25 protein-coding genes are annotated in these 25985 nt (G+C 68.6%); 12 read left to right on the plus strand and 13 right to left on the minus strand.

Annotation, left to right across the window (positions count from 1 at the left end):
* The first annotated feature begins 12 nt into the window (after positions 1-12).
* Positions 13-1170: a cytochrome P450 gene (locus OG817_RS02925; RefSeq protein WP_406051944.1), complete on the plus strand. Its 1158-nt coding sequence runs from the start codon at positions 13-15 to the stop codon at positions 1168-1170.
* 181 nt (positions 1171-1351) lie between these two features.
* Here OG817_RS02925 and OG817_RS02930 read toward each other — a convergent pair whose 3' ends face one another.
* Both OG817_RS02930 and OG817_RS02935 read right to left on the minus strand, forming a co-directional pair.
* Entirely contained in the window at positions 1352-2125 is a 774-nt protein-coding gene (locus tag OG817_RS02930; RefSeq protein WP_406051946.1) for an ABC transporter permease, read from the minus strand.
* Between the two features lie 9 nt (positions 2126-2134).
* The gene (locus OG817_RS02935) at positions 2135-3034 is read right to left on the minus strand and encodes an ATP-binding cassette domain-containing protein (protein WP_406051947.1); all 900 of its coding nucleotides are present in this window, start codon (positions 3032-3034) and stop codon (positions 2135-2137) included.
* Between the two features lie 82 nt (positions 3035-3116).
* Between OG817_RS02935 and OG817_RS02940 the strand changes: the two genes are divergently transcribed.
* Positions 3117-3866, plus strand: a complete 750-nt coding sequence (locus OG817_RS02940) for a TetR/AcrR family transcriptional regulator (RefSeq protein WP_406051949.1) — start codon at positions 3117-3119, stop codon at positions 3864-3866.
* Here the strand turns inward: OG817_RS02940 and OG817_RS02945 are convergent.
* Positions 3854-4486: a nucleoside/nucleotide kinase family protein gene (locus tag OG817_RS02945; protein WP_406051950.1), complete on the minus strand. Its 633-nt coding sequence runs from the start codon at positions 4484-4486 to the stop codon at positions 3854-3856. The genes OG817_RS02940 and OG817_RS02945 overlap by 13 nt on opposite strands.
* A gap of 10 nt (positions 4487-4496) precedes the next feature.
* Complete coding sequence (locus OG817_RS02950; protein ID WP_406051951.1) at positions 4497-5867, minus strand: FAD-dependent monooxygenase; 1371 nt, start codon at positions 5865-5867, stop codon at positions 4497-4499.
* Positions 5868-5952: 85 nt separating this feature from the next.
* Between OG817_RS02950 and OG817_RS02955 the strand changes: the two genes are divergently transcribed.
* Entirely contained in the window at positions 5953-6561 is a 609-nt protein-coding gene (locus OG817_RS02955; protein ID WP_406051952.1) for a TetR/AcrR family transcriptional regulator, read from the plus strand.
* A 134-nt stretch (positions 6562-6695) separates the two neighbouring features.
* Here the strand turns inward: OG817_RS02955 and ligD are convergent, their stop codons facing one another.
* Genes ligD through OG817_RS02970 form a run of 3 tightly spaced genes read right to left on the minus strand, consistent with a single transcriptional unit; the run spans position 6696 to position 10072 of the window.
* Positions 6696-7673 carry a non-homologous end-joining DNA ligase gene (ligD, locus tag OG817_RS02960; RefSeq protein ID WP_406051953.1) on the minus strand — a complete coding sequence of 326 codons (978 nt, stop codon included), beginning with the start codon at positions 7671-7673 and terminating at the stop codon, positions 6696-6698.
* 40 nt (positions 7674-7713) lie between these two features.
* Positions 7714-8859: a branched-chain amino acid aminotransferase gene (locus OG817_RS02965; RefSeq protein WP_406051954.1), complete on the minus strand. Its 1146-nt coding sequence runs from the start codon at positions 8857-8859 to the stop codon at positions 7714-7716.
* A 19-nt stretch (positions 8860-8878) separates the two neighbouring features.
* Positions 8879-10072: a helix-turn-helix domain-containing protein gene (locus tag OG817_RS02970; RefSeq protein WP_406051955.1), complete on the minus strand. Its 1194-nt coding sequence runs from the start codon at positions 10070-10072 to the stop codon at positions 8879-8881.
* A gap of 181 nt (positions 10073-10253) precedes the next feature.
* Here OG817_RS02970 and OG817_RS02975 point away from each other — a divergent pair, with 181 nt between their 5' ends.
* Together OG817_RS02975 and OG817_RS02980 are read left to right on the plus strand one after the other, a co-directional pair.
* A complete protein-coding gene (locus tag OG817_RS02975; RefSeq protein ID WP_406051956.1) occupies positions 10254-10685 on the plus strand; it encodes a hypothetical protein in 432 nt (143 codons plus the stop codon).
* Between the two features lie 62 nt (positions 10686-10747).
* Positions 10748-11509, plus strand: coding sequence for a hypothetical protein (locus OG817_RS02980; protein ID WP_406051957.1), 762 nt, complete (start codon positions 10748-10750; stop codon positions 11507-11509).
* Here the strand turns inward: OG817_RS02980 and OG817_RS02985 are convergent.
* Together OG817_RS02985 and OG817_RS02990 are read right to left on the minus strand one after the other, a co-directional pair.
* Positions 11506-14517: a S8 family serine peptidase gene (locus OG817_RS02985; protein WP_406051958.1), complete on the minus strand. Its 3012-nt coding sequence runs from the start codon at positions 14515-14517 to the stop codon at positions 11506-11508. The genes OG817_RS02980 and OG817_RS02985 overlap by 4 nt on opposite strands.
* Positions 14518-14696: 179 nt before the next feature.
* On the minus strand, positions 14697-15476 hold the full coding sequence (locus tag OG817_RS02990) for a class I SAM-dependent methyltransferase (protein WP_406051960.1): 780 nt from the start codon (positions 15474-15476) through the stop codon (positions 14697-14699).
* 106 nt (positions 15477-15582) lie between these two features.
* Between OG817_RS02990 and OG817_RS02995 the strand changes: the two genes are divergently transcribed.
* The 4 genes from OG817_RS02995 to OG817_RS03010 all read left to right on the plus strand — a co-directional run bounded on the left by OG817_RS02995 (position 15583) and on the right by OG817_RS03010 (position 19672).
* Entirely contained in the window at positions 15583-16083 is a 501-nt protein-coding gene (locus OG817_RS02995) for a carbohydrate binding domain-containing protein (protein WP_406051962.1), read from the plus strand.
* On the plus strand, positions 16083-16445 hold the full coding sequence (locus OG817_RS03000) for a hypothetical protein (protein ID WP_406051963.1): 363 nt from the start codon (positions 16083-16085) through the stop codon (positions 16443-16445). The genes OG817_RS02995 and OG817_RS03000 overlap by 1 nt, the downstream gene beginning before the upstream one ends.
* A gap of 102 nt (positions 16446-16547) precedes the next feature.
* Positions 16548-18209, plus strand: a complete 1662-nt coding sequence (locus tag OG817_RS03005; RefSeq protein WP_406051965.1) for an FAD-dependent oxidoreductase — start codon at positions 16548-16550, stop codon at positions 18207-18209.
* Positions 18209-19672 (plus strand): ATP-binding protein, encoded by a 1464-nt coding sequence (locus OG817_RS03010; protein WP_406051966.1) that lies wholly within the window; start codon positions 18209-18211, stop codon positions 19670-19672. The genes OG817_RS03005 and OG817_RS03010 overlap by 1 nt, the downstream gene beginning before the upstream one ends.
* A gap of 7 nt (positions 19673-19679) precedes the next feature.
* Here OG817_RS03010 and OG817_RS03015 read toward each other — a convergent pair whose 3' ends face one another.
* Entirely contained in the window at positions 19680-20591 is a 912-nt protein-coding gene (locus tag OG817_RS03015; protein WP_406051967.1) for an alpha/beta hydrolase, read from the minus strand.
* A gap of 55 nt (positions 20592-20646) precedes the next feature.
* Between OG817_RS03015 and OG817_RS03020 the strand changes: the two genes are divergently transcribed.
* Both OG817_RS03020 and OG817_RS03025 read left to right on the plus strand, forming a co-directional pair.
* Entirely contained in the window at positions 20647-21243 is a 597-nt protein-coding gene (locus OG817_RS03020; RefSeq protein WP_406051969.1) for a helix-turn-helix domain-containing protein, read from the plus strand.
* Positions 21230-21532, plus strand: coding sequence for a hypothetical protein (locus OG817_RS03025; protein ID WP_406051970.1), 303 nt, complete (start codon positions 21230-21232; stop codon positions 21530-21532). Before OG817_RS03020 ends, OG817_RS03025 begins: the two co-directional genes overlap by 14 nt.
* An 11-nt stretch (positions 21533-21543) precedes the next feature.
* Here OG817_RS03025 and OG817_RS03030 read toward each other — a convergent pair whose 3' ends face one another.
* From OG817_RS03030 to OG817_RS03040, 3 genes are all read right to left on the minus strand, one after another.
* On the minus strand, positions 21544-22302 hold the full coding sequence (locus tag OG817_RS03030; protein WP_406051971.1) for a poly-gamma-glutamate hydrolase family protein: 759 nt from the start codon (positions 22300-22302) through the stop codon (positions 21544-21546).
* A 148-nt stretch (positions 22303-22450) separates the two neighbouring features.
* Positions 22451-23389 (minus strand): sugar kinase, encoded by a 939-nt coding sequence (locus tag OG817_RS03035; RefSeq protein ID WP_406051973.1) that lies wholly within the window; start codon positions 23387-23389, stop codon positions 22451-22453.
* Between the two features lie 45 nt (positions 23390-23434).
* Positions 23435-24055, minus strand: coding sequence for a bifunctional 4-hydroxy-2-oxoglutarate aldolase/2-dehydro-3-deoxy-phosphogluconate aldolase (locus OG817_RS03040; RefSeq protein WP_396396703.1), 621 nt, complete (start codon positions 24053-24055; stop codon positions 23435-23437).
* A gap of 124 nt (positions 24056-24179) precedes the next feature.
* On the opposite strand from OG817_RS03040, the gene OG817_RS03045 reads away from it, so the two are divergent.
* Positions 24180-25985: an exo-alpha-sialidase gene (locus OG817_RS03045; RefSeq protein WP_406051974.1), complete on the plus strand. Its 1806-nt coding sequence runs from the start codon at positions 24180-24182 to the stop codon at positions 25983-25985.

Genomic DNA, 25985 nt, shown 5'->3' on the forward strand with positions numbered 1-25985 from the left:
TATTTTGGGCCGGTGACGATCACTCCGAGCGATCCGTACGCCGCCTACTCCGCCCTCCGCCGATCCGGACCCGTGCACCGTGTCGCCGGCCCCGACGGCAGCCCTTCCTGGCTCGTCACCCGGTACGACGACGTCCGCCGGGCACTCGCGGATCCGCGGCTGTCCGTCGACAAGTGCAACGCCGTCCCCGGCAACTACCGCGGCCTCAACCTGCCGCCCGCCCTCGACGCCAACCTGCTCAACATGGACCCGCCGGACCACACCCGGATCCGCTCCCTCGTCACCCGCGCCTTCACGCCAGGCCGGATCGAGTCGCTTGCCGCGCCCATCCGCCGTACCGCGGACGAACTGCTGGCTCCCGTCGTACGTCGCGGGCAGGCCGACCTGGTCGCGGAGTACGCGGCGCCGCTGCCGATCACGGTGATCTGCGACCTGCTCGGCGTACCCGAGGATGCGCGCACCGACTTCCGCGCGTGGACGGACACGATGCTCGCGCCGCCAGGACCGGACGAGGCGCGCGCCGCGATCGGGGCGATGCTGCGGTTCTTCGCCGGACTGATCGAGGGCAAGCGGTCGGTCCCGGGTGACGACCTGGTCAGTGACCTGATCGCCGCCCGGGACGACGACGACCGGCTCAGCGACGACGAGCTGACCTCGCTGATCTTCCTGATCCTGTTCGCCGGGTACGAGAACGTCGTCCACCTGATCGGGAACGCGACGCTCGCACTGCTCGACGAGCCGGCCTTGTGGGAGCGGCTGCGGTCCGACCGGTCGCAGCTCCCGGCCGCGGTCGACGAGTTGATGCGGTACGACGGCCCGGCGCCGCTGGCGATCAGGCGGTTTCCGGTCGAGGACGTGGAGATCGATGGCGTGGTGATTCCGGCGGGGGAGACGGTCCTGCTCGGGATCTCGTCGGCGAACCGGGACGCGGAACGCTTTCCTGATCCGGACCGGGTCGACTTCGATCGCGCGGTCGGCGGACACCTCGCTCTGGGGCACGGGATTCACTACTGCCTCGGTGCGCCGTTGGCGCGGTTGGAGATCGCGATCGCGCTGGAGGCGCTGCTGGATCACGTGCCCGGTCTGCACCTCGGCGTGCCGCGGAGTGACCTGCGCTGGCGGGACTCGATCCGCACACGCGGCCTGCACGCGCTGCCGGTCATGTGCTGAAAACGCTGCTCGTCTTCTGACAAAACGAAGCGCCCCGGTCAATGACCGGGGCGCTTGTCCGTGTGGGTCCCGGGGGGAGTGGGACCACCACACGTTGGGGGGGACTTCGACACTAACCCGAGCGAGGGGTCAGGTCCGAATCCTTTCGAACACGTTTCGGTCAACGGAGTGGAACTTGCGATCAGCGGCTCGTCCGGCGCCGGTACAAAGACGTCGCCAACATGAACGAGAACAGGAGTAGACCACAACACCACGCGAGCGCGATCCAGCCGTTGTTCCCCAGTGGTGCGCCGATCAGAAAGCTGCGCACGGTCTCGATCACCGGCGTGATCGGCTGGTGTTCACTGATCGGCCGCAACCATGACGGCATCGTCTCCGGCTGGACGAACGCACTGCTCAGGTAGGGCAGGAACAACATGAAGAAGCTCAACGTGCTGGCCGACTCCACCGACTTGGCGATCACGCCGAGACCGGCCGCCAGCCACGACAGCGCGAGCACGTAGAGAAGGAGCAAGCCGATCGCGGCCAGCCATTCGCCGGCGTTCGCCGAAGGCCGGAACCCCATCGCCAGTGACGCGAGTACGACGATCGCCGTCGACACGGAGTTACGGGCGACACTCGCGGTGACGTGTCCGGTCAGCACGGCGAAACTGCGGATCGGCAACGAGCGCAGGCGGTCGATCATTCCGCTGTGCATGTCGTCCGCGACCACCATCGCCGTCGACGAAGCGCCGTACCCGGTGGTCAGCAGGAGGATGCCCGGCACGACATAGTTGATGTACTCCGTGCCGGTGCTGATCGCGCCACCGAAGACATACACGAACAGGCACATCATCAGCAGTGGGAGCAGGATCGAGACGAACAACGTCTCGACGTTGCGCCGGGACAGCCGGACACTGCGGTCGATCATCGTCACCGTGTCCGAGAACGCGGCGGCGACTCCGTGGTGAGACATGGCGAACTCCTAGGCGGTGAGGGCGAGGAAGACGTCGTCGAGGGTCGGCCGGTGCGACGAGACGCGCTCCGGCTGCAGACCGTTGTCGCGCAGTACGTCGAGCACGTGGTGCAGATGGGCCGCCGTACCGTCGGACGGAATGTTCAGCACGAGATCGTCGGCGACGCCGTCCAGTACTCCGGTTGCCTTGAGCAACTGCACCTCGTCGGCGAAGCGGAGCTCGATGCGTTCGCCGCCGATCTGGGTCTTGAGTTCGTCGGCGGTGCCGGTGGCGACGATCCGGCCATGGTCGAGCAGCACGATCCGGTCGGCCAGCCGGTCCGCCTCCTCGAGGTACTGCGTGGTGAGCAGGATCGTGGTCCCGTCCCGGACCAGTTCACCGATCACGTCCCACATCGTCGACCGGCTGGCCGGGTCGAGTCCGGTGGTCGGCTCGTCCAGGAAGATCACCCGCGGCCGTGCGATCAGGCTCATGGCCAGATCGAGCCGCCGCCGCATCCCGCCGGAGTACGTCTTCACCCGCCGGTCCATCGCGTCGGTCAGCCCGAACCGCTCCAGCAGTTCGCCGGTACGTCGACGTGCGGCGGGCCGGCCCAGATGCATCAACCGTCCCACCATGACCAGGTTCTCCCGGCCGGTCTGGTTCTCGTCCACCGCGGCGTACTGCCCGGTCAGGCTGATCACCCCGCGAACCAGGGCCGGCTCGCGCAGGACGTCGTACCCGCCGATGGTCGCTCCGCCGTCGTCCGGTCTGGTCAGCGTGGTCAGGATCCGCACGATGGTGGTCTTGCCGGCGCCGTTCGGCCCGAGCAGAGCGTGCACGGACCCCTCCGGCACCCGCAGGTCGACCCCGCTGAGCACCTCGGTAACGCCGAAGGACTTCCGCAGTCCGGCTGCCTCGACGATCATCGTCCCCCCCTTACTGCGTATCGAATACGCTAAATAGCGTAGCAGGTACGCTATATCGCTCCGCAAGCCCTAAACTGAGGCGGTGGAGAAGAACGAGTTGCCCCCGGACGTGGCACTGATGTGGCGGTTGCGGGAGGCGCCGCGGCGGGGACCGAAGCCGTCGCTGTCCCTCGACGACATCGTCCGGGCCGCGATCGAGATCGCTGATGCGGAGAACGATCTGGGTGCGGTCTCGATGGCACGTGTCGCCGAGCGACTCGGCAACTCGACCATGGCGCTCTACCGGCATGTGAAGAGCAAGGACGACCTGCTCGTGCTGATGTCGGACGCGGCGATCGAGCGCCCGGACCCGATGCCCGAGGGGGTCGACTGGCGGACCGGGCTGACGTTCTGGGCGGACAACGTGCTGGCCGCCATCCGCAAACACCGGTGGTACGCGAAGATCCCGATCTCCGGTCCGCCGGCCGGCCCGAACAACCTCGCCTGGTTCGACGCCGCGCTCGGCGTACTGAACGGCACCGGCTTGCCGGAGGAGGCGAAGGTCGGTGTGGTGATGGGCCTGATCACCTACGTGCAGGGTCAGGTCCGGGTCGCCTTCGACCTGGCCGCGGGGTACGACGAGAATCCGGCGGCGTTCCAGCAGTTCGGTGCCACCCTCAGGCAGGTGGCCGACCCGCGGCAGTACCCGGCCGTCGCCCGCCTGGTCGAGGCCGGCGTCTTCGACGAGGTGGGCAATTTCGAGGACGAGAGCGACCAGGACTTCGATTTCGGTCTGCAGCTCTACCTGGATGGTGTGGCGGCCTTCATCGACCGGGTCTGTCAGGACAAGTGAATGGCCGCGTCCGCCGCCGGCGCGGTCGCTGCGATCAGGCGAGCGTTGCGTTCGTCGGTGCCGAAGGTGCGCTCGTGCGCTTCCTGGGCCGACCTGCCGTACCGCCGGTGCCGCGCCTCGAGCCGTTCGTGCCGCAGTTGTTCGGGCACCTCGACGTACCAGCACTGGTCGAGCAGTGTGCGGAGGGTTGCCCAGGGTTGCTGGTCGAAGAGCAGGTAGTTGCCTTCGGTCACGACCAGGGTGACGTCGGGTCCGACTCCGATGCTGGCGGCAATCGAATCCTCCAGCCCGCGGTCGAAGCGCGGCGCCCAGATCTGCTCGTCCGGTGACTCCTTCAACCTCTTGAGCAAGGCAACGAACCCGTACCCGTCGAAAGTGTGCGGCGCACCTTTCACTTCGGTCAGTCCGAGCTCGTCCAGGACCGATTGCGCGAGGTGGTAGCCGTCCATCGGCACCAGCGCGACCCGGTGCCCGTCACCGACCAGCTTCGCGGTCAGCTGCTCGGCGTACGTCGACTTGCCGGCCGCGGGAGCTCCGGTGATCCCCAGGATCTGCCGCCGCCCCCGAGTCGCGAGGCCGACGGCGCGGTCGTAGGCGGCGGCCGAGTCCAGGGTCTCCATCCCAGCGATCCTAGGCGAGGTAGCCGTCCGAGCGGACGAGGATCTCGCCGCCGTCCTGGGCGTGGTAGTGGGTGAAGGCCGCGGGGCTGGTGTACGCCGCGCTGCCGTCGCGACCGATGTCGACGGTGTGCTCGTCGGTCGACGGGGTGGTGGGGGAGAACCGGAGCAGGGTGGTGTGCGGGCCGCGGAAGAGGTCGAACAGGCGCAGCTTGTTGCCCGAGGCATCTACCAGCGGCGCGTCCGGTGCGCGGTCGCCGGAGGTGATGGCGCGAGTGTCCGAGAGGTCGCGGCAGGAGACGTCGAGCTGGCGAGTGTTCTCGCCGCGCTCCATCGCCGACTCGTCGCCGTCGACATGCTTCTGCATCAGATCTCCGCTGATCCCGAGCACGCGAGCCGCGTTGGTCCGGCGCTCGGTCTCGTACGTCGCCAGCACTTCTTCGCGTCCGTCGGCCAGCTTCCAGCCGAGGTTGTACGCGTCCTGGACGCCGGTGTTGAGGCCCTGACCACCGGTCGGCGGGTGCACGTGCGCGGCGTCGCCGGCGATGAAGACCCGGCCGACCCGGAATCGCTCGGCCAACCGGACGTTCGGCCGCCAGACGGTCGACCAGGTCAGATCCCGCAGCTTCGCCACGCCCGGACCGGCGTACCGATCGACCAGCGCCTGCAGGCCCTCCAGCGAGGTGTCGGCGTCGTCGGAGTCGAGCGGGGCGCCGAACTGGAACTGGTCCCCGCCCGCCAGCGGTGTCAGGGCGATCCCCGACATCGGGTTGTCCTTACCGGCGAACCAGTAGCCGGAGTCGTGGTTCAGGCCGTCGGCCGCGACGTCCCCCAGGAGGGTGCGGATCGACTCGTCGGTGGTGCCCTCGAAGGCGATCCCGAGGTGCTTGCGGACGAAGCTCCGGCCGCCGTCGGCACCGACCAGGTACTGCGCCTCGACCATCTCGCCGGTGGAGAGTTCGGCGGTCACCGAGTCGGAGTCCTGGGTGAACCCGACGATCGCGGTGTCCAGTTCGACCTGAACGCCGTACTCGGCGAGCTTGTCGCGCAGGATCTTCTCGGTGCGCGACTGGCCGAGCATCCAGGCGTTCGGGTACGGGATGTCCGGGGTGGGCTCGAGGATCGGTGCCATCCGGCGCTCGTCGACCGGCGTGCCGTCCAGATAGATCTTCATGGTCGGAAGCGACCGGCCCTGCCGCAGGATCTCGTCGATGACCCCGAGGTCGTCGAACACCTCGAGGGTCCGTGGCTGCAGACCGTCGCCGCGCGAGCCGTTGAAGAACTCGGTCGCCTTGTCGATCAGCCGGACGGCGATGCCACGCCGGGCCAGGTCGATCGCCACCGTCAATCCGGTCGGGCCCGCCCCTGCGATCAGAACTGTCATGATCTGGTCTCCTTGACTGAATTATGATTCACTGAATTTAGATTCACTATGAACGTGACTAGGGTTCGGTGTCAAGGAGGTTGTCGTGACCGACACGGTGAGCCGCCGGGAACGGGCGGCCGGGACCGGGGCAGCGCTGAAGCAGGCGGCCCGGGAGGTGTTCGCCGAGCGCGGGTACCTGAACACGAAGATCACCGACATCACCGCGGCCGCGGGCCGGGCGACGGGATCCTTCTACAACCACTTCGCGGGCAAGGAGGAACTGCTCGAGGCGCTGCTCAGGGACATGCTCGCGGAGGCCGACGAAACGATCGTCGACGTCGCCGGCCATGACGCGGACTTCAGCAAGATCTCAGCGATCCGCTGGCACGTGGCCGCGTTCTGGCAGTTCTATCAGCAGCATCTGCCGGAGATGATCGCGGTGAAACAGGCCGCGATGGTCGACCCGGAGCTCGGCCGGCGGCTGCAGCAGATCATGGCCGACGACGACACCCACATGATCGAGCACTTCGCCCATCTGCCGAATCCACCGGCCGAACTGCTCGTGCAGATCTCCGCGATGAACGCGCTGATGGAAGGCTTCGCCTACACCTGGCTGGTCGTCAATGCCGCCAACGGCCAGACCATCCCGGACGAAACCGCCATCGACACCCTCACGAACCTCCTCCACCACGGCCTGGCCGGGAGGCAGTAGCCGCGGCGGACCTGTGGCACTCACCAAGTACGTCAGCTCCTCGTCGGTCAGGCTGGGGCGTGAGCTGACGCGGCAGAACCGAGGACGTTGGTGAGTGGGGCAGGTCCGGGTCGCTCCACGCGGCGAGCCGGTGGCTAGTCCTCCGGCGGAGGTGGCTCCTCGGCGCCTTCGCGTTCGTCGCGGGCGGCCCACTCGAGCAGGGTGTCGAGGGAGTAGACGTTGTCGTCGATCGTCTCGTGCAGGTCGCCGAGCTCGGCGAAGCGGGCCGGCACTGTCTCGATGGTGAACTCGCGCGGCTCCACGTCGTCCACCTCGTCCCAGCGGATCGGGGTCGAGACTGTGCCCTCAGGGTTACCGCGGACCGAGTACGCGGCCGCGATCGTGTGGTCGCGCGCGTTCTGGTTGAAGTCGACGAACAGCTTCTTCGGGTCGCGGTCCTTGCGCCACCACGTCGTCGTCACATCGTCCGGTGCGCGTCGCTCGACCTCCCGCGCGAACGCCAGGGCGGCCCGGCGTACGTCGGAGAATCCGTACGCCGGCTCGACCCGGACGTAGATGTGGATCCCCGACCCGCCTGACGTTTTCGGATAACCGACCGCACCGAGGTCGTCGAGGACCTCGTGCGCGACGTGGGCGACCCGGCGTACCCGGTCGAAGGGGCAGTCCGGCATCGGGTCGAGGTCGATCCGCCACTCGTCCGGCTTCTCGGTGTCGGCGCGGCGGGAGTTCCACGGGTGGAACTCGACGGTGGACATCTGCACCGCCCAGGCCACGTGCGCGATCTCGGTCACGCACAGCTCGTCGGCGGTCCGGTTGTACCGCGGGAACTTCACCCGGACGGTCTCCATCCACGGCGGCGCGCCGTGCGGCAGCCGCTTCTGGTGCACCTTCTCGCCGGCGACGCCCTCCGGGAACCGGTGCAGCATGCACGGCCGCTCCCGCAGCGCGCGGACGATCCCGTCACCCACCGACAGGTAGTACTTCACCAGATCGAGCTTCGTCTCCCCGCGGGCAGGAAAGTACACCCGATCCGGATTCGAGATCCGCACCGTCCGCTCGCCCACCTCCAACTCAACCGCCGGAGACGTCGCCTTCCCCTTGGACTCAGCCATGACGTCAACCTAACCGCCACCGGGGACAAACGGCAGGTATCTAGGCCAGACGCGTGAGCCAGGCTCGGGGGTCGGGGGTGCGGCCGTACTGCAGGTCGAGGAGAGTGGTGCGGATGGACTTGGTGACTGGGCCTACGCCGAGGTCGACGGTGTGGTCGCCGATGGTCAGGTCGCCGTCGGGCCAGGCGACGCGGCCGATCGGGGTGATCACCGCGGCGGTGCCGGAGGCGAACACCTCGGTGATCTCACCGCTGCGTACGCCGTCCTTCCACTCGTCCGCGGAGATCCGGCGCTCCTCGACCGCGTGCCCGAGATCGGCGGCCAGCTCCAGCACCGAGGCGCGGGTGACTCCTTCGAGGATCGATCCGTTCAGCTCCGGGGTCGCGATGCGGCCGTCGGCGTACACGAAGAACATGTTCATGCTGCCGATCTCCTCGAGCCACTTGTGCTCGGCGGCATCGACGAAGGCGACCTGCTCGCAACCGTTGGCCACAGCCTCGGCCAGACCGGCCAGGCTGGCCGCGTAGTTGCCGCCGCACTTGGCCGCGCCGGTGCCACCGGGCGTCGCGCGGATGGTCGAGGTGGTCAGCCAGATGGAGACCGGCTTGGGACCGGTGTCGAAGTACGGGCCCGCCGGCGATGCGATGACTCCGAACAGCACCTCGCGTGCCGGTCGCACGCTCAGCGCCGCCTCGGTGGCGATCATGTACGGGCGCAAGTACAGGCTGGTCTCGCCGTCCTCGGCGGACGGCACCCACGGCTCGTCGACCGTCACCAGCGCACGCAGGGCGGAGATGAACGCCTCCTCCGGCACCTGCGGCAGTGCGAGGCGCTCAGCGCTCTTGAGGAACCGAGTCGCGTTGCGATCCGGGCGGAACGCCCACACCGACCCGTCGGCATGCCGGTACGCCTTCAGACCCTCGAAGATCTCCTGTGTGTAGTGCAGTACGGCGGCAGCCGGGCTCACACTGAGCGGTGCGAACGCCGTGACCTTCGGGTCGTGCCAGCCCCGGTCGTCCGTCCAGTTGGCTACCACCATGTGGTCCGTGAACGACTGCCCGAAGGCAGGCTTGGCCAGGATCGCCGAGCGCGCCTCCGCACTCGCCGGATCACTCCGCAACTCGACCGCGAAGTCCCACCCGCTGGTCACCGTCGTGCTCTGCGTTTCACTCGTCACCCGCTGCACGCTACTCCCGGGTCCTGCCTCACCACGACCCGCTGCCCACACTGCGGCCGGTCGCGTACGTACGCCGCTCCACCAGAACCTCCAGATCCCGCACTGCCGCCAGCCCCGGCTCCCGGTCCCTCGCAGCGGCCAGCACTCGGCGGGCCTCGTCGTACAGGTAATAGGTGTGCCACTCATCCGGGAGCTCGACCAGCTCCCGCATGGCCAGCGCCAGACCAGCCGCGACCTCACCTTCCAAGGCCAGGCACTCGGCCAGCGCCAACTCCAACTGCGCCCGCTCTGCGACTCTCTGCTCGGGGCACAGCTCCAGTGCGCGCCCCAGCATCAAGCAGCCCGCAGTCCCGTACCCCAGGCTCGCGCAGACTCTGCCCTCCGCGGCATGCACCTCGTACGCCGCGAGGTCGCCCAGAGGACTCGTGGTTGCCGGGGGCAACACATCGGAACAGTTCAGCAGCTCCTGCAGGGCACGGTGTGCTTCGGACCGTCGGCCCAGCTGGGCCAGCACCCGCGCCCGCACAGCATGGGCCTGTACGCCGCTGGCCGGGATCTGCTGTGCGAGCGCCAAGGACTCCTCCGCCAGCTCCAGCAGCTGCGGCAGCGGTCGCCGCTCCGCGAGCCCGCTGATGCCCTCCCTCGCGCGCACCAGGCTCCGCATCGAAACCTCGCCGGAGCTGTCCGCGAACGCTCGGCCCGCCGACCACCAACGCCTCGCCGCGCGCAGCTCGCCAAGCCCGGTCAGTGTCTCGGCGACCAGGACGCTCAGCTCGGCCGCCCGTACTCCGAATCCGTCCTGTCCCTGTGCCTGCAGTAGCTGAAGGTCTGCCAGGAGCTCCGGCAGCAGCCGTGCCGGCGGAACAGTGCGAACGTCGCCAGTCGCCTCCACGCGGTCCACGCCGGCGAGAGCGCTGGTCAGCCCGTCCCACACCGCCGCCAACGAAGCGGCCGGTGGACCGGAGACGACCGGACGCACTGCTGCAGGCCGCTCGGGGTGTGCCCGCAGGTAGGTCCCGGTCAGCCGGCTGCCGGTGCCGAGCTCGCGATCGCAGAAACGGGCCAGGTCGGCAGAGCCTGGTCTCCGGCCACGCTCCACCTGCGACAAGTAGCTGTGGTCGTAGCCGACCCGCGCTGCCAGCTGCCGCAGACTCAAGCCGGCCGCCTGCCTGCACTGCCGCAACTCCCGGCCGAACCCTGATACAGGCGCTGCCTCAGCCACAGGATCACCCCCGTCCGCTCACTGCCACACCTGGTGGTTGCGGTGCGTGTCCAGAAACTACAAGCCCCCACCGACAAAACCAGTCCCAGCAGTTCGGCCGGTTGTGAGGGGGTGTGGGCTGTTCTCACAGCCCACAGACCACACCTGTTGTGGGCAGCGCGTGCTGGGCGATTCTGCAGAGGTGAACACGATGCAGCGGCAGGCTCGCCTCTTCCGGTTGGTACGCCACACCGACGTCTCCGGCGTGCGCGGCACAGGCACCCTGGCCGAAGGTGTGGAGTGGTCCGACGGCACCGTCGCCCTCCGGTGGCGCGGCCGCTTGTCCGGAACGTCCACCTGGGACGGTGGGATCGAGGCTCTGCTGGCGGTTCACGGTGCCGGTGGACGCACCCAGGTCCACTGGTTCCCGGCCAAGCCGGCCCGGGCCACGGCCACGACACCGGCCCGGACCACGTCGGCCACGGCGACGACACGGGCCAGTGCCGCGCCGGCCACGGGTCAAGCGGTCTGGCGCGAGGACTCGGTGGAGACCGTGTGGTTGCCGGCGCCGGGGCTGGACGGCCTGTGTTCGCGCTGCGGCCAGCTGTGGCCTTGTCTCAGCTGCGGTCCCTGACCGGGTGCCCCTGCGCTGATCCGGTTTAGTGTGAGTTCGTTTGGGTTCGGCCGGGTGGAGGGATGGCGATGGTGGCGGACGAGGTTGTTGATCCGCTGGACGAGTTGGATGCCCAGTTGGCGCGGCTGCGGGGTGTCGCCGACGAACTGCGTGGTGCCCGCGGGACTCCGGTGCTGGAGGGCAATCAGATCGAGCTGATCGAGGACGGTCCGACGCTCCTGCGGGCGTACGAGGACCTGCAGAGGAACTCCACCCGCCAGGTCCGGGTGCTGGACCGGCCGCCGTACGCGACGCCGCCGTCCACCCAGCAGAGGCTGGAGCTGGAGCGGCTCGCCGACGGGATCGAGTACCGGGCGATCTACGGCACCGAGGTGTTCGAGTCCGAGGACATCATGGGCGTGCTGCCGGAGTTACAGGCGGCGGGCGAGGTCGGCCGGGTGCTGGCGCAGGTCCCGATGAAGATGGCGGTCGGCGACGACGACACCGCGCTGATCGGGCTGACCAAGCGGGCGCCGGCCGAGTCCAACCTGCTGATCCGGTCGTCCGGACTGCTGGACGGGTTGATCGCGACGTTCGAGATGCTGTGGGCCCTGGCGATCCCGATGCCGGCGCTCCTGGCGAACGGCGAGGTGCCGGCGCTGCGGGCGCCGGACCGGGACATCCTGCTGTTGCTCGCGGGTGGCGCGACCGACGACATGATCAGCCGGCGGTTGCGGATCAGTCCGCGGACGACCCAGCGCCGGGTCCGCGCGCTGATGGAGTCGCTCGGCGCGCAGACCCGGTTCCAGGCGGGCGTTCAAGCCGCCCGCCGCCGCTGGATCTAGTTCACCGTCACCACCGTCCCGGCGCGGTTCGGGAACTCGACGAACCCGGTGGAGCGCTGATCAGTGCGGACTCCCGACCAGGACGCCGTGACCTGGAACGGCTTGCCGGCGGCCGGTGCCACCGACGGCGTCACCCTGAGGGCGTTGCCACCGGTCACGACGTTGGTCTGCATTGTGTACTTCGTGGTGTCGGCACCCGGCGGGTTCGACAGGGTGATAGCGAGCACACCCCAGACGCCGGGCGAGGGAGCTGCCACCGTCGCGGAGGCCTGGTTCGCCCCGGTGCCTTCGAAAGAGAGCAGTTGCATCTGGCCGTTCACGACCTTGTAGAGCACCATCCAGATGCTGCCGGCCGGGTCGACCGTCTTGATGTTCCACTGCACAGCCTTGGTGCCGGCGGTCACGGTGACCGGGTAGTTCGGCAGGTCCGCGTCAGCAGCTCCCGCCGGTACCTCGCCCGGGACCTGGGGGGCCGACGCGAAGCCGTACGCGCGGATCGGCGTACCGGCTGTGCCGGCCGTGACGTCGAAGGAGACCGAGCCGGCCGCGCCGGAGCCGGTGACGTTGGTCGGTGCGATGACCGAGGTCGGGACGACCGCGATCGGGCTGCGGACCGACGTACCGGCACCCTGCCAGGTCAGCCAGCCGCTGGTTGTGTCGTGCGACGGGGCCGTGTCCTGGGTCAGCTTGACGGTGAAGGACTTCGTCTGGCCGGCCTGCAGGTTCAGGATCGACGGAGTGACGACAGCCTTCATGCCGGGGACGGACACGGTCGCGCGGTACAGACCGCCCTTCACCGCGGTGACGCGGCGGGTGACAGTCTGCGTGCCGACCAGCTCGCCGACGGCGATCGACGGTGCGTTGTAGTTGCTGGGGTCGATCGCGGGTACGCCGGTGCCGGTGTTGACACCGCTGCCCTCCAGATAGCCGAGCCAGTCGACGTCACCGGAGTCGTAGACGAGACCCGGGTCGAGCATGCGCGACGGCTGGACCTCACCGGCGCCTCGCGCGAACGGATCGTTGTCGACGGCGCCGCTGGCGGTCTTGACGTCGCTGGTGGTCGTCATGAGCGCCGACTTGACCATCATCGGAGTCCAGTCAGGGTGCTTGGCCAGGTAGAGAGCAGCCAGGCCGGCGATGTGCGGTGCGGCCATCGACGTACCGGAGAGGAAGGCGTAGCTGTGTCCGCCGTTGCTGGGCGGTGCCACCGCGGCCAGGACGTTCACACCCGGCGCGGCAAGGTCCGGCTTCAGCAGGTCGCCATGGCTCGACAGCGACGGGCCGCGCGAGGAGAAGTCCGCCATCTGTGGGTACGGCGTGGTCTGTGCCGTCAGGTTGCCGGGCACAAGCTGCGCGGTGGCTCCGGCAGTACCGGCGTACGCCTTCACAGACAGCGAGCCCGGGGTGTTGAGGTGCACGGTCGGTACCGCGTGCGAGTCAGCCACCATGTCCTGGTCGGTCAGGTTCAGCAGCACCATGCCGACGCCACCTGCGCGCTTGACCTCGGCCGACTTGTCGACCCGGGCTCCGACGCCTCTGTCGCACACCACGATGTTCCCGGCGGCCTTGGCCGAGTCGAGCGTGTTCGGCAGACACTGCGAACCGTCGTACTCGGTCGCCGACTCCACACGGGAGGCAGCACCAGTGACGAGCGACTTGGGGCCGACCGTCGCGGCGATGGAGGTGCTCAGCCCGGCGTACTTCTCGCCGTTGCCGAGGACCACAGTCGCGTCGTACGGCGCCACTGTGCTCGCGCCGACCGTGGTCACCCACGGAGAGGTGTTGTCGAGCGATGACGGCTCCGGACCGGAGTTGCCGCCCGCTGCGGAGACGAAGATGCCGGCGGAGGCCGCGGACAGGAAGGCGAGCTGTACCGGGTCCGTGTGTGCGGACTCGAAGATCGAGCCGACCGAGTAGTTGATCACGTCGACGCCGTCGGCGACAGCCTGGTCGATCGCGGCGAGGATGTCGGACGTGTAGCCGCCCGAGCCGACACCGCCCTTGCCGGTCCACAACGCCTTGTAGACGGCGATCTTGGCGGCCGGTGCGACGCCGGAGATCGTGCCGAAGTTGATGCCGCTCTCCGCAACGTCCACACCGGCGCGGCCGGCCGCAGTGGTCGCGGTGTGCGTGCCGTGTCCTTCACCGTCGCGCGGGGAGGCGTAGTCGGCGCGGGCCTCGGGCGGAGTGGCGCCGAGCCAGGCGTCGCCGAAGTACTTGGCGCTGATGAGCTTGGTGTTGCACAGGTCGGCGGTGAAGTCCTCGCCGGCCTCGCAGGAACCGGTGAAGTCGTTGCCGTCGGCCTTGTGCATGACGATGTTGTCGCCGGAGCGGTACGGCCGGTACGGGTCGGCCGCAGTGGCGGGCTTGGTGTCCAGCTCCGGTCCGGACAGTGAGGCGCTCTCCGGCCAGATGCCGGTGTCGACGACGCCGACCACGACGCCCTTGCCGGCTTCGGCGTTGCCGCCGAGCGCGGACCAGACGCCGTTCTCGCCGGACAGTTTGAGGAAGTCGGTGGGCGTCTTGTCGTCCAGGGCCTGGTGCAACTGGTCCGGAGTGACCGCGATGACGCCCGGTGTCTTGCTGAGCTCGCTGACCTGCCGGCTGCTCAGGTTGGCGGCGAATGCGTTGACCGCGGTCGAGTAGTGCCGGGTCGCCTTCGCGCCGACCGTCGCGGCGACCGTGTTGTGGCGGCTGTCGAGCCAGTTGCTGTAGCGCTTCGAGTCGGGGTTCGCGGTGTCGACCTTGTGGCCCTTGGCCGGCTTGGTGGCCTTCAGCCCGGCCACACCACCGGAGTACGTCGCCAGTGGCTGGTCGGCCAGCGTCACGACGTACCGGCCGGGGGCGAAGTGGGGCAGTCGCATCGAGGTGGCGAGATCGTCCGGTGGCGGCGAGCCGGGCGCGGGAGTCGTGGTGACGGCGTTCCCGGCCGGCGCCGCGAAGGCGGCGGTGCTGAGGACGGCGGCCGCGATCAGCGCGGTCCGTCGACGCAAGGACAGGTGGTTCACGCGATTCCTCCAGTGCTGGAGGGACGGGCGGATGTGCGTCCCTCAGGTCCTGACCGCGGCTGTCGCCCCGGCCGCCCGCCCCCGAGCCCGGACGCGGAAGAGCCTGCCAACCCACGGCGCCGACCACACTGTTTTGGCTTCAACTAGCCGCTGGCGAAAACCTGCCAAACAGCAGGGGATCAGCGCGTGGCTACCGCGAGCAGGTACTGCGCCGGCAGCCGCACCTCACCGGACGTGCCGGTCCAGCGCTCGGTGAGTACGTCGATCGTCCGGGCACGGACCTCGTCCAGCCGGCCCGCCTGCTCGAGCATCGGGAACGTGGTGACGCCGAGTGGATGGTCGGCGATCCGGGTCTGCCAGTACTCCTGCGGGGACGAGGTCGTGATGATCAGGTCGTTCGTGGTGGCGGAGACCTCGAAGCCGTGCTCGCCCAGCAGGTCGTTCAGGACGTCCGGGCCATGCCAGCCCACGCGGCCCTGCGCCGAGCCACCATCGCCGGTCAGGTCGCGCACGGCGCGAACGAGGAGCCCGATCACCTCCTCGATGTCGCCGGGCAGCCAACTGGTGAGGAGGATCCGGCCCTGCGGTCCGGCCACCCGGGCCATCTCGGCCATTGCCGCGGCTGGGTCGGGCGCGAAGATGACGGCGAAGTTGGACAGCAGGACGTCGGCCGAGCCGTCGGCGAGTGGAATCGACGCGGCGGTGCCGTCGACGACCGTCACGTCGCGCTCCCCGGACACTTCCCGGATGACCTCGCGCAGCCGCGCGGCCGACTCCACCGCGGTGACCCGCGCGCCGAGGTCGGCGGCGAGCAGAGCGACGTTCCCGGTCCCGGCACCGATGTCGACCACATGCTCGCCGGGCCGGATCGCAGCCGCGTCGACGAGCTCGCGCGCGGCAGGCAGCAGGTCCGCCCCGGTCGCCTCGTAGGAACCCAGGCCCCAGTCGATCTGACTCATGGCCCAACCGTAGGCGGCTTCCCGACAACGTCGGGAAGCCGATCCGGTGACGCATTGACCTCTAGTTATGGAGCGTCTCTACTAAATGGACCTTCGAGGAGGTCCGATGCGCGCACGATGGCTTGTTGTTGTCGTCGGGGTCCTGCTGACCGGCATCACGGTGCCGGCCCAGGCCGCGAACATCCTGTCCAATCCCGGCTTCGAGACCGGCTCACTGAGTGGCTGGACCTGCTCCGGCGGATCGGTCGTCACCAATCCGGTCCGCAGCGGCAGCCACGCGCTGAACGGAGCGGTGTCGAGTTCCGACTTCGCGCAGTGCAGCCAGACCGTGTCCGTGCAGCCGAGTACGTCGTACACGTTGTCGGGCTGGGTGCGGGGGTCGTACGTCTACCTCGGCGTCACCGGCGGCACGTCGACCTGGACGCCGTCTGCCGCCAGCTACACGCAGCTGACGCTGTCCTTTACTACTGGCGCCAGTCAGACGTCGGCTCAGATCTACGTGCATGGCTGGTACGGCCAACCGGCGTACCAGGCTGACGACATCAGTCTGGATGGTCCGGGCGGTGCTCCGGGCGCTCCGAGTGCTCCTGGTACGCCGGTCCGGTGATGGGGCTCGACAACCAGTACCACACCATGGGTGGGGCCGATTTCCACATCGCGATGACCGACATGGTCAAGGCCGGGTTCCCGGTCGCCAACACCGGTCAGACCTTCCCCGGACTGCGCGAGGACCAGGTCGGGTTCGGGCTTCCGGCGGCGGTCAGCGCGGGCAACGGCTACACCGCCCCGGCAGCCGTTCATCAAGCGCTCGACTGCCTGGTGAAGGGCCAGAACTGCGGCGGTTACAGCCTTCGCGGAGGTGCCTCACCGGCCTTCCGCGGGCTGATGGCGTGGTCGATCAACTGGGACCGCTATAACAACTGGGAGTTCCGGAACAGCCACGCGCCGTACCTCGCGGCCCTGCCCTGAGACCCGCCCGGGCGGCCCGGTTCGTGACCAGCCCCGCGAACCGGGCCAGTGCCTGTGGATTACCGATCCCGCTTTGTGGTGTTGCGCTGGTATGAAGGAGGCATGACAGCGTCGACGACCCGCCCGGTGATCCTCACCGTGGACGACGATCCGGGTGTTTCCCGGTCTATCGCCCGTGACCTTCGCCGTCGGTACGGCGAGGAGAATCGCATCGTCCGGGCCGAGCACCCGTCCCAGGCGCTGGAGGCCCTGCGCGAGCTCAAGCTGCGCGGCGAACCGGTCGCCCTGCTGCTCGCCGACTACCGGATGCCCCAGATGTCCGGCATCGAGTTCCTCGAGGCCGCGATGGACCTGTTCCCGCTCGCCCGCCGGGTCCTGCTGACGGCGTACGCCGACACCGACGCCGCGATCCAGGCGATCAACGTGGTCGACCTCGACCACTACCTGCTCAAACCGTGGAACCCACCGGAGGAGAAGCTCTACCCGGTCGTCGACGCGATGCTCGACCTGTGGAAGACGACCCCGGAGCCGTCCAGCGACGAGACCCGGGTGATCGGTCACCGCTGGTCGGCGCCGTCGTTCACGGCCCGCGACTTCCTCGCCCGCAACGCGGTGCCGTACCGCTGGCTGAGCGTCGACGATGAGGAGAGCAAGCGCCTCCTCGACGCGGCCGGGATCGACGGTTCGACCCTGCCCGTGGTGATCACCCCGGACGGCACGGTGATGGTCGCCCCGAGCGAGGCGGAGCTCGCCGACAAGGTGGGGCTCTCCACCTCGCCGACGAAGGACTTCTACGACCTGGTCGTGGTCGGTGGCGGACCGGCCGGCCTCGGCGCTGCTGTGTACGGCGCCAGTGAGGGACTGCGGACCGTCCTCGTCGAGCAGTTGGCGACCGGCGGTCAGGCCGGCCAGTCGAGCCGGATCGAGAACTACCTGGGCTTCCCGGACGGTGTGTCCGGGGCGCAGTTGACCGATCGGGCCCGGCGGCAGGCGGTCCGGTTCGGCGCGGAGTTGCTGACCGCCCGTCAGGTGGTCGGCCTCGAGACGCTCGGGTCGGCCCGCAAGCTGATGTTCTCCGACGGCAGCGAGATCTCGTCCCACTCGGTGATCCTGGCGACCGGGGTGGCCTACCGGCACCTGGACGCGCCCGGCGTCGACGACCTGTGCGGCCGCGGGATCTACTACGGGTCCGCCACGACCGAGGGCCCGAGCTGCACCGGCCAGGAGGTCTACATCATCGGCGGGGCGAACTCCGCCGGCCAGGCCGCGGTGTATTTCTCGAAACACGCCAAGACCGTGCATATGCTGGTGAGAGGACCATCGCTCACGGCGACGATGTCGTCGTACCTGATCAATCAGATCGACGACATCGACAACATCGAGGTCCACACCTGTACGCAGGTGGTGTCCTGCAAGGGCTCGGAGCATCTCGAGCGCGTCATCCTGCAGAACAGTGCGACCGGCGAGAGCCGCGAGGTGGACACGGAGTGGATGTTCGTGTTCATCGGCGCGGCCCCACGGACGGACTGGCTGCCCGGCGACCTGCTCCGCGACGAGCGCGGTTTCGTACTCACCGGTCCTGACCTGCGCGGCAAGCCGCCGGGCTGGGCGCTGGACCGGGAGCCGTACCACCTGGAGACGAGCATGCCTGGCGTGTTCGCCGCCGGCGACGTACGGGCGGAGTCGGTCAAGCGGGTCGCCTCCGCGGTCGGCGACGGAGCGATGGCCGTGACACTGGTGCACCGATACCTGGAGATGCTCTGATGACTGCCGAGACCGAGGCGCGCCGGCTGAGCCCGGACGAACTGCGCACGCTCTTCCTGTTCGAGAGCCTCACCGACGAGCAGTTGCAGTGGCTTTCCGACATCGGGTACGTCGAGACCTACCCCGAGGGCCTCGTGTTCAACGAGGGCGACCCGGCGACCTGCTGCTACGTCCTGCTCTCCGGTGAGATCCGGCTGTGCAAGCTGTCGCACGGCGAAGAGGTGGAGATCAACCGGACCGCACAGCGTGGCGTCTACGCCGGTGCGTTCAACGCGTTCTTCGGTGCCGCCGACCGCAAGGCCTACACCGCGACCATGCGGGTGACCGAGACGTCGGAGTTCTTCGTCATCGGTGCCGACACGATGGCGACGATGATGAACACCTGGTTCCCGATGGCGGTGCACCTGATCGAGGGCTTCGTGATGGGCATGCGCCGGACCAACGAGACGCTGGGGGAGCGCGAGCGGTTGCTTGCCCTCGGCTCCTTGTCGGCCGGTCTCACCCACGAGCTGAACAACCCGGCCGCCGCGGCGGTCCGGGCTGCGGCGACACTGCGGCAGCGAGTCTCCGGGATGCGATCCAAGCTGGCGATGCTCGCCGACGGCACCCTGGACGCGACCAAGCTGCACCAGATCGTCGCGCTGCAGGACGATGCGGTCGAGCGGCTGGAGAAGAACAAGGACAAGGACATCTCGCCGATGGACCTGTCCGACGCCGAGGACGCGCTGACCGACTGGCTCGACGACCACGACGTGCAGGCCAGTTGGGACGTCGCGCCGGTGCTCGCCGCGGCCGGGCTGGACGTGCCGTGGATGGAGGAGGTGCTGACCGCGGTCGGGCCGACGTACCTCGAGGGCGCGGTCCGCTGGCTGATGTACACGATCGACACCGAGTCGCTGATGAACGAGATCGACGACTCCGTCACCCGCATCTCGACGTTGGTCGGGGCAGCGAAGCAGTACTCCCAGATCGACAGAGCGCCGTACCAGACCGTTGATCTTCGCGAACTGCTGAAGAGCACGCTGGTGATGATGTCGGGCAAGCTGCAGGGGTACGACGTCGTGAAGGACTTCGACCCGGAGCTGCCACCGATCCCGGCGTACGCCGCCGAGCTGAACCAGGTGTGGACGAACATCATCGACAACGCGGTCAGCGCGATGGGCGGGCACGGCACGCTGACGATCCGGACCAAGCGGGACGGCGCGTACGCGCTCGTCGAGATCGGCGACACCGGCCCCGGCATCCCGCCGGAGATCCGCCGCCGCATCTTCGAGCCGTTCTTCACGACCAAGCCCATCGGCGAGGGCACCGGCCTGGGGCTCGACATCTCCTGGCGCATCGTGGTGAAGAAGCACCACGGCGACCTCCGCGTCGAGTCCGAGCCGGGCAACACCCGCTTCAAGATCATCCTGCCGCTCGATCCCGAGGAGGAGGTCGAGACCGAGGCCTCGCTGCTGTCCTAGCCCTTGCTCAGGGCAACCAGTCGAGGATGGCGGCAAGGGCCGCCGGGTCCACGTGCTGCGCGATCGCGTAGTCGTTCAGCGTGGAGGGTCCGGTGCCGGAGAAGAACAGGTGGTTGTCGGCGTCGATGACCTTGATGGTGGCGTCGGAGAGTCCTTCTCGCCAGCCCGGGAGGTCGTCGGCAACGGTGACCTGGTAGTCGCGGCCGCCTTGGACAACGAGGATGGGTACGTCGAGTTTCGCTGCGGTGACGACGGGGTCGTAGTCGCGGAGGTCGAGCCAGTAGGCGCCGGGCATCCCGAACGGCAGGTCCGTCGCGGGTGTGTCGGCTGACAGGTCCGGGCCGGCGACGGCGGCCGCCTGGCGCTGGAACAGCTCGACGGTGCCGGGCGGGATGGCCTCCGGGTTCGTTGTCGCGAGGTAGCTCATGACCCGTACGGCGGCTTCGTGCATGGGCTGAGTGTCGGCGGCCATGATCACCAGACCGGCGATCGACGGGTCCTCGGCCGCGATCCTCGGCGCGGCCTTCCCGCCCATGCTGTGACCGACCACGAACACCTCGTCCACCTGCTCACGAAGCACCTGCGCGGCGGCGATCGCGTGCGGCACGTATTCGTCGTACGGGGTGAAGCCCGGTTCGTTCATTACGTCCGGGCGAGTGTGGGTGATCTTGTCGAAGCGCAGTACGGCGACACCGGCGCTGGCGAGTCCCCAAGCGAGATCCTTGAGCGGCTTGTTCGGTCCGCTGCTCTCGTCGCGGTCGAACGGGCCGCTTCCGGACAGCAGGACGACGCCGACCCTGCTCGTGATCCGTGGGAGCGACAGCGTCCCCGGGACGGTGCGGTCGCCGCTCCCGAGGGTGACGTCGTGCTCCTCGAAGCGCGTCGGGTCGGCGTACGGCGGGGTGGTCCACTCGGTCATCTGCTCACCTTTCTCAGTCTTTGAGAAAGGTAGCATGACATGAGATCGTTGCGGGATGGGTCCGCTGGAACTGCTCGGTCACCCCGTCCGGTTGCGCATCGTGCACGCACTGCGCGGCGGCCGGATGCTGACCACGGCGGAGCTCGGCGAGCGCGTCCCAGACATCTCGAAGGCGACGCTGTACCGCCACGTCGACCTGCTGGCCGGCGGCGGGATTCTCGAGGTCGCCGAGGAGCGGCGGGTGCGTGGCGCGGTCGAGCGGCGGTATCGGCTTCGCCTCGACCGTGCATCGATCACGCCGGAGCTGGCCGAGCAGGTGACGGTCGACGATCATCGCCAGGGGTTCGGGGTGGCGGTGGCTGCCTTGGTGGCCGAGTTCAACGCCTATCTCGATCGTCAAGGCGCCGATCCGATCTCGGACTTGGTCGGTTATCGGCAGCATGCGGTGTGGCTGAGCCGCGAGGAACTGGTGCAGTTGATCGACGGCATGCGTGCGGCGATCCTCCCGGTGCTGTCCAACGAGGCCGAGCCGGGCCGCGCCCGCTACCTGCTCAGCCCGATCCTCTTCCCGGTCGAAGAGCAGTCACATTCCTTTGCCGGGGAACGTCAGAACGACGTACCCCAAGAAGGAGAGACTGATGTCAGCCACTGAGCAGGCCGTCGTACGAGTGCACAATTACAGCGTCGATCCGGAGAACGTCGCCGAGTTCCTGAAGGCCCGCGCCACGGTGATCGACACGATCCACGCTGCCCACCCCGGACTGGTCGCGACCCGCCTCGTCCACCTCGAAGACGGCACCTACTCCGACACGTGGCAATGGACCTCGATGCAGGCCATGGCCGCCGCCTTTCCGATGGCCCAGTCACCGGAAGCCGCCGCGGCTTGGGCCCTGGCCTCCACGTCCTCCGCCCTGAACGGCGAACTCGTCGACGAGCGGTGAGGTGCACAAGGTCAGGGGATGGGCTGGATGGATTCGAGGTCCGCGATGGCCGTGCGGACGGCTGTGGTGAAAGTCCAGAAGAGCCGCCGGGTGGTGTTCTTACGGTCTTCGCGGGTGTTGATGCGGAACATGGCCCGGCGCAGCGGAGTGGTCAGTTCGAGCTGAGCACCGGCGCCGAGCAGTGTGCGGTTGGCGATGTTGGTCGGCTCGTCGCCGTTGAGGGCCGGGACGGCGGCGGCGTCGATCGCCAGGACTCCGCTCTCGATCAGGCGCTCGAGGAGAGCTGACTTGAAGGCAGCACTGCGACCGCCGACGAGAACTGCCTTGGTGTCGTCGGGCAGTTCGGCTTGAGCCGTCGTGCATCCGTGCAGACCAACGGCGTTCAGCGAACCGCCGGTCAAGGACAACGCAACGTGGTCATCACAGCCGGTCGAGGTGACGTGCAGGTCGGCGTTGCCGGTCGAGCGCAGACCCTCGAACATCCAGTAGTCGTGGACCGGCCCGTCCGTCGGTGTCGGTTCGAGGTCGGCCGGGTGGTAGCCGGCGATCCCCAGGCACAGCTCCGACGTACCGGCCTCGATCCCTCCACCATGCGGCGCCAGGATCGTCGTCCGCTGGACCTCGACCCGCCCGGCCAGGTCGTCGTCGAACCACTCGTGCCGCCGGTACCGTCGACCGTAGTCGGCGCCTTCGGTCAACGACGTGTCGGCGTACAACTCACTGTTCGTCCCATACCTCTCGGCCGCGTCGTCCACAGCTCCCCCTCCCACCACTTCGAGCGTCCCACACCCGCCGCGTTGCCCACAGCTCTCCGTACCGACGAACGGGTAGAGGTGCCTCAGAAACCCAGTCCCACGGTGCAGCCACCGGTGCTGAACCCGACCACTACCCGTTCGTCGGTACGGCGCCGGCTCTTGGTCAGCGGAGCGCGGTGCCTTGGGTATGGGTGAGGAGGGTCAGGTCGGGGCGGGTGGGGAGGGACTCCCAGTCGCCGGTGGCGGTGACGCAGAAGGCGCCGGAGGTGGTGGCTCGGTCGAGGCGAGAGTCGGGGGAGAGGTCGTCGAGGGTGGCGGAGAGGTAGCCGGAGACGAAGGCGTCGCCGGCGCCGATGCTGTCGACGACGGTGACCGGGAGTGCTGGGCGGTGGATGGTGCCGGAGGCGGTGTGAGCCCAGGCGCCCTTGCCGCCGGCCGTCACGATCACCTGGTCGACGCTGCTCGAACCGAGGAGGTCGGCGACCGCATCGGGTGCATCGGTCAGGATGTCGAGTTCGTCGTCCGAGGAGAAGACAGTGTGGACATGGGGGAGAAGCTCGCGGAGTGCGGTCGCCGCGTCCGAGCGGGACCAGAGCCGCGCGCGGTAGTTGACGTCGAGTGAGACCTGCACGCCTGCGGCGAATGCGTTCCGTACGACGGCCAGCGTCGCGGCGCGAGTGGTCGCGGACAGCGCCGGGGTGATGCCGGTGACGTGGAGCAGGCGCGGTCGGGTCGCCTCGAGAGCGGCGATGCACTCGTCGGCAGTGACCGTCGAACCAGCCGAGCCGCGACGGTGGTAGCTGACCCGGGTGATGTCGTGCGACGGCTGATCGAAGGCGATGAACCCGGTGAACGACTCGTGCGAGAATCGCACCCGACGCGTGTCGACACCTTCGGCCCGGAGCGTGCGCAAGATCAGCCGCCCTGGTTCATCGTTGCCCACAGCACCTACCCAGGCAGCCTGGTGCCCGAGCCGGGACACTCCGATCGCCACATTGCTTTCCGAGCCGGCAATCGACAGGTGCGCGTCGCCACCCAGCCGCATCGGGCGAGCGGTCCGCAACGAGACCATGGTCTCGCCGATCGTCAGGAGGTCGGTCATCTCACAACTCCGAAGTGGTTCAGACGTCGAGGGCGGTGCGGAAGGTCAAACGCCGAGGGTGGCGCGGAACCCGGCGGCGCGGTCGGCGAGAGCGGAGAGGGATCCGCCGGTGCCCGCGTCCCCCAGCAGCGGCGAGCCGACACCGACAGCAAGCGCGCCGGCAGCCAGGTACTCCGGTGCGGTCTGCGCATCGACCCCGCCGACGGCGAGGAGTGGAGCCTCGGGCAACGGTGCTCGGAGCTCGCGGAAGTACGAAGGCCCGTAGACCTTGGCGGGGAAGATCTTGACCGCGGTGGCGCCGAGATCCAGCGCGGCGACAACCTCGGTCGGGGTGAGAGCTCCGCACAGGAGGGGCAGACCGAGGTCCACGCTCCGATGAGCGCCGCGGGTGATCGCGGGGGTGACGACGAAGCCCGCCCCGGCGGCTGCGACCTCGTCGGCCTGAGCGGCCGTGACAACGGTGCCGGCCCCGATGAGGATGTTCGGGTCGTACTCCGAGCGCGCCTTCGCGATCGCGTCGACGCCGCCCGGGGTGGTCAGGGAGACCTCCAGAGCGGTGATCCCGGCGTCGACCAGCGTGCGGACGCAGTCCAGGGCGCGATCCGGCCCGTCGGCGCGGATGATGGCCAGCACCTTGCGGTGCCGGAGTTCGGTCAGCAGATCCATGAGTCCTCCTCGAAAGTCCACGCTAGGGGATCGCTCTGGACATAGGACGTCCTATATCCTCGGAACACCGCATCGTGAAGTGACAAGCAACGTCCTGTTTCAGCTCATGTGGAGGCATCCGCCCATGCCCAGACTCCGAGCCCTGATCAGTTCCGCCGCGGCGATCGGCTTCGCCGCCGCCGGGTTGACCGTACCCGCCGCGCCCGCGCAGGCGGCCATCACCCAGACCGTGCTCTTCGACAAAGGCGACGCCGGCTACGGCTGCTACCGCATCCCCGCGATCGTGAAGACCAAGGCGGGCACACTGCTCGCGTTCGCCGAGGCCCGCCGGACCTACTGTGCCGACTCCCAGGAGATCGACCTGGTCCTGCGCCGGTCCGAGGACGACGGCCGCACCTGGTCGGCGGCCCAGACCGTACTGGCCGGCACCGACTCCGACCCGAACGCGGTCGCCACCCGGGGCAACCCGGCGCCGATCGTCGACTACGAGACCGGCCGCATCGTCCTGCTCACCACGATGGACCCCGGTACGACGACGCGCCCGCGGACGCCGTACGTGCAGTTCAGTGACGACGACGGGAGGACGTGGAGCAAGGCCAGAAATATCGGTGATCAAATCGACGATCCGGCCTGGGGCTGGTACGCCACCGGGCCGGTGCACGGGATCCAGTTGACCCGCGGTGCGCACGCCGGACGTCTGGTTGCCGGTACGAACTACGACAACGGAGCCGGCAAGAACGCTGGCCAGTTGGTCTACAGCGACGACCACGGCGACACCTGGCACAAGGGCGCGACCGACCTGCGCTCCGACGCGACGCCGCAGGAGATCAGCGTCGTCGAGAAGGTCGACGGCGGCATCTATGCCGGTGCCCGGAACAATGCCGGCAGTGCGGGAGCCAGCCGAATGTTCGCGGTGAGCAACGACGGTGGCCAGACCTACGCGGCGCCGTACGCGACGATCACCGGGCTGACCACGCCGACCGTGCAGGGCTCGCTGCAACGGTTGCGGGCGGTCGATCGCGGTGACAAGTACAACCGGATCCTGTTCGCCGCACCGGCTGATCCGGAGCGCCGCCGGTACATGACGATCCGGTCCAGCTTCGACGAAGGGAAGACCTGGCAGTCCGTTGCCGACGGCACCAGGATCACCAGCGACTGGTCCGGGTACTCCGACCTGGCGATCCTCGACACCGGCGAGATCGGCCTGCTGTACGAGGGCGGTACGGTCGACGCGCGTGATCAGATCCGCTTCGCACGCTTCACCGAGAACGACATCGGTAACCCGGACGCGCCGCTCGGCACGACCACCCCGGACGTCTCGGGTCTCGGCAACAACAGCTACCTGCGCGGCGGCACCATCTCGGTCGCCGGCAAGTTCGGCCAGGCCCGTGACCTCGACGGCGTCGACGACGCCATCCAGCTCCCGTTCGCCGAATCGCTCGCGGTCGGCGCCGGCGACTTCACCGCGATGGCGTGGATCAGGTACGGCGCCAGTACGGCGAACCAGGCGATCTTCTGGGGCTACGGGATCAACGAGTTCTCCCAGTTCTGGTTGCGCGCCGAGCCGGGGGACAACCGGATCCGTGGTTTGATCACCACCGGCGGCCGGACCGCGTCGGTCGCGACGACCAAGTCCTACAACGACAACACGTGGCACCACGTCGCCCTGCAACGCAAGGCCGGCACGCTGTCCATCTGGGTCGATGGAACCCAGGTCGCGTCCGTCGCTGCGCCCACCGGGTCGGTCAGTCCGGGTCGGCCGTTCAAGATGTACGTCGGCCAGCGGCTCGACGGCGCGCATCACTTCGACGGCTCGCTGGACGAGGTTCGTATCTACAAGCGAGCCCTCACCACGACCGAGCTCAACAGCATCCGCACAACCAACAGCACCACGGTTCCGAACGCCGTACTCGATCTGCCGCTCGGGTGA

This window comes from Kribbella sp. NBC_00889 (genome assembly GCF_045207705.1).
Classification (GTDB): Bacteria; Actinomycetota; Actinomycetes; order Propionibacteriales; family Kribbellaceae; genus Kribbella.

Bases quoted from the DNA above. Each gene is read 5' to 3' on its own strand.
- OG817_RS02930 (WP_406051946.1), bottom strand. From the start codon at position 2,125: ATGTCTCACCACGGAGTCGCCGCCGCGTTCTCGGACACGGTGACGATG.
- OG817_RS02935 (WP_406051947.1), bottom strand. From the start codon at position 3,034: ATGATCGTCGAGGCAGCCGGACTGCGGAAGTCCTTCGGCGTTACCGAG.
- OG817_RS02945 (WP_406051950.1), bottom strand. From the start codon at position 4,486: ATGGAGACCCTGGACTCGGCCGCCGCCTACGACCGCGCCGTCGGCCTC.
- OG817_RS02950 (WP_406051951.1), bottom strand. From the start codon at position 5,867: ATGACAGTTCTGATCGCAGGGGCGGGCCCGACCGGATTGACGGTGGCG.
- ligD (WP_406051953.1), bottom strand. From the start codon at position 7,673: ATGGCTGAGTCCAAGGGGAAGGCGACGTCTCCGGCGGTTGAGTTGGAG.
- OG817_RS02980 (WP_406051957.1), top strand. From the start codon at position 10,748: ATGGCGATGGTGGCGGACGAGGTTGTTGATCCGCTGGACGAGTTGGAT.
- OG817_RS02990 (WP_406051960.1), bottom strand. From the start codon at position 15,476: ATGAGTCAGATCGACTGGGGCCTGGGTTCCTACGAGGCGACCGGGGCG.
- OG817_RS02995 (WP_406051962.1), top strand. From the start codon at position 15,583: ATGCGCGCACGATGGCTTGTTGTTGTCGTCGGGGTCCTGCTGACCGGC.
- OG817_RS03000 (WP_406051963.1), top strand. From the start codon at position 16,083: ATGGGGCTCGACAACCAGTACCACACCATGGGTGGGGCCGATTTCCAC.
- OG817_RS03005 (WP_406051965.1), top strand. From the start codon at position 16,548: ATGACAGCGTCGACGACCCGCCCGGTGATCCTCACCGTGGACGACGAT.
- OG817_RS03010 (WP_406051966.1), top strand. From the start codon at position 18,209: ATGACTGCCGAGACCGAGGCGCGCCGGCTGAGCCCGGACGAACTGCGC.
- OG817_RS03015 (WP_406051967.1), bottom strand. From the start codon at position 20,591: ATGACCGAGTGGACCACCCCGCCGTACGCCGACCCGACGCGCTTCGAG.
- OG817_RS03020 (WP_406051969.1), top strand. From the start codon at position 20,647: ATGGGTCCGCTGGAACTGCTCGGTCACCCCGTCCGGTTGCGCATCGTG.
- OG817_RS03025 (WP_406051970.1), top strand. From the start codon at position 21,230: ATGTCAGCCACTGAGCAGGCCGTCGTACGAGTGCACAATTACAGCGTC.
- OG817_RS03035 (WP_406051973.1), bottom strand. From the start codon at position 23,389: ATGACCGACCTCCTGACGATCGGCGAGACCATGGTCTCGTTGCGGACC.
- OG817_RS03040 (WP_396396703.1), bottom strand. From the start codon at position 24,055: ATGGATCTGCTGACCGAACTCCGGCACCGCAAGGTGCTGGCCATCATC.
- OG817_RS03045 (WP_406051974.1), top strand. From the start codon at position 24,180: ATGCCCAGACTCCGAGCCCTGATCAGTTCCGCCGCGGCGATCGGCTTC.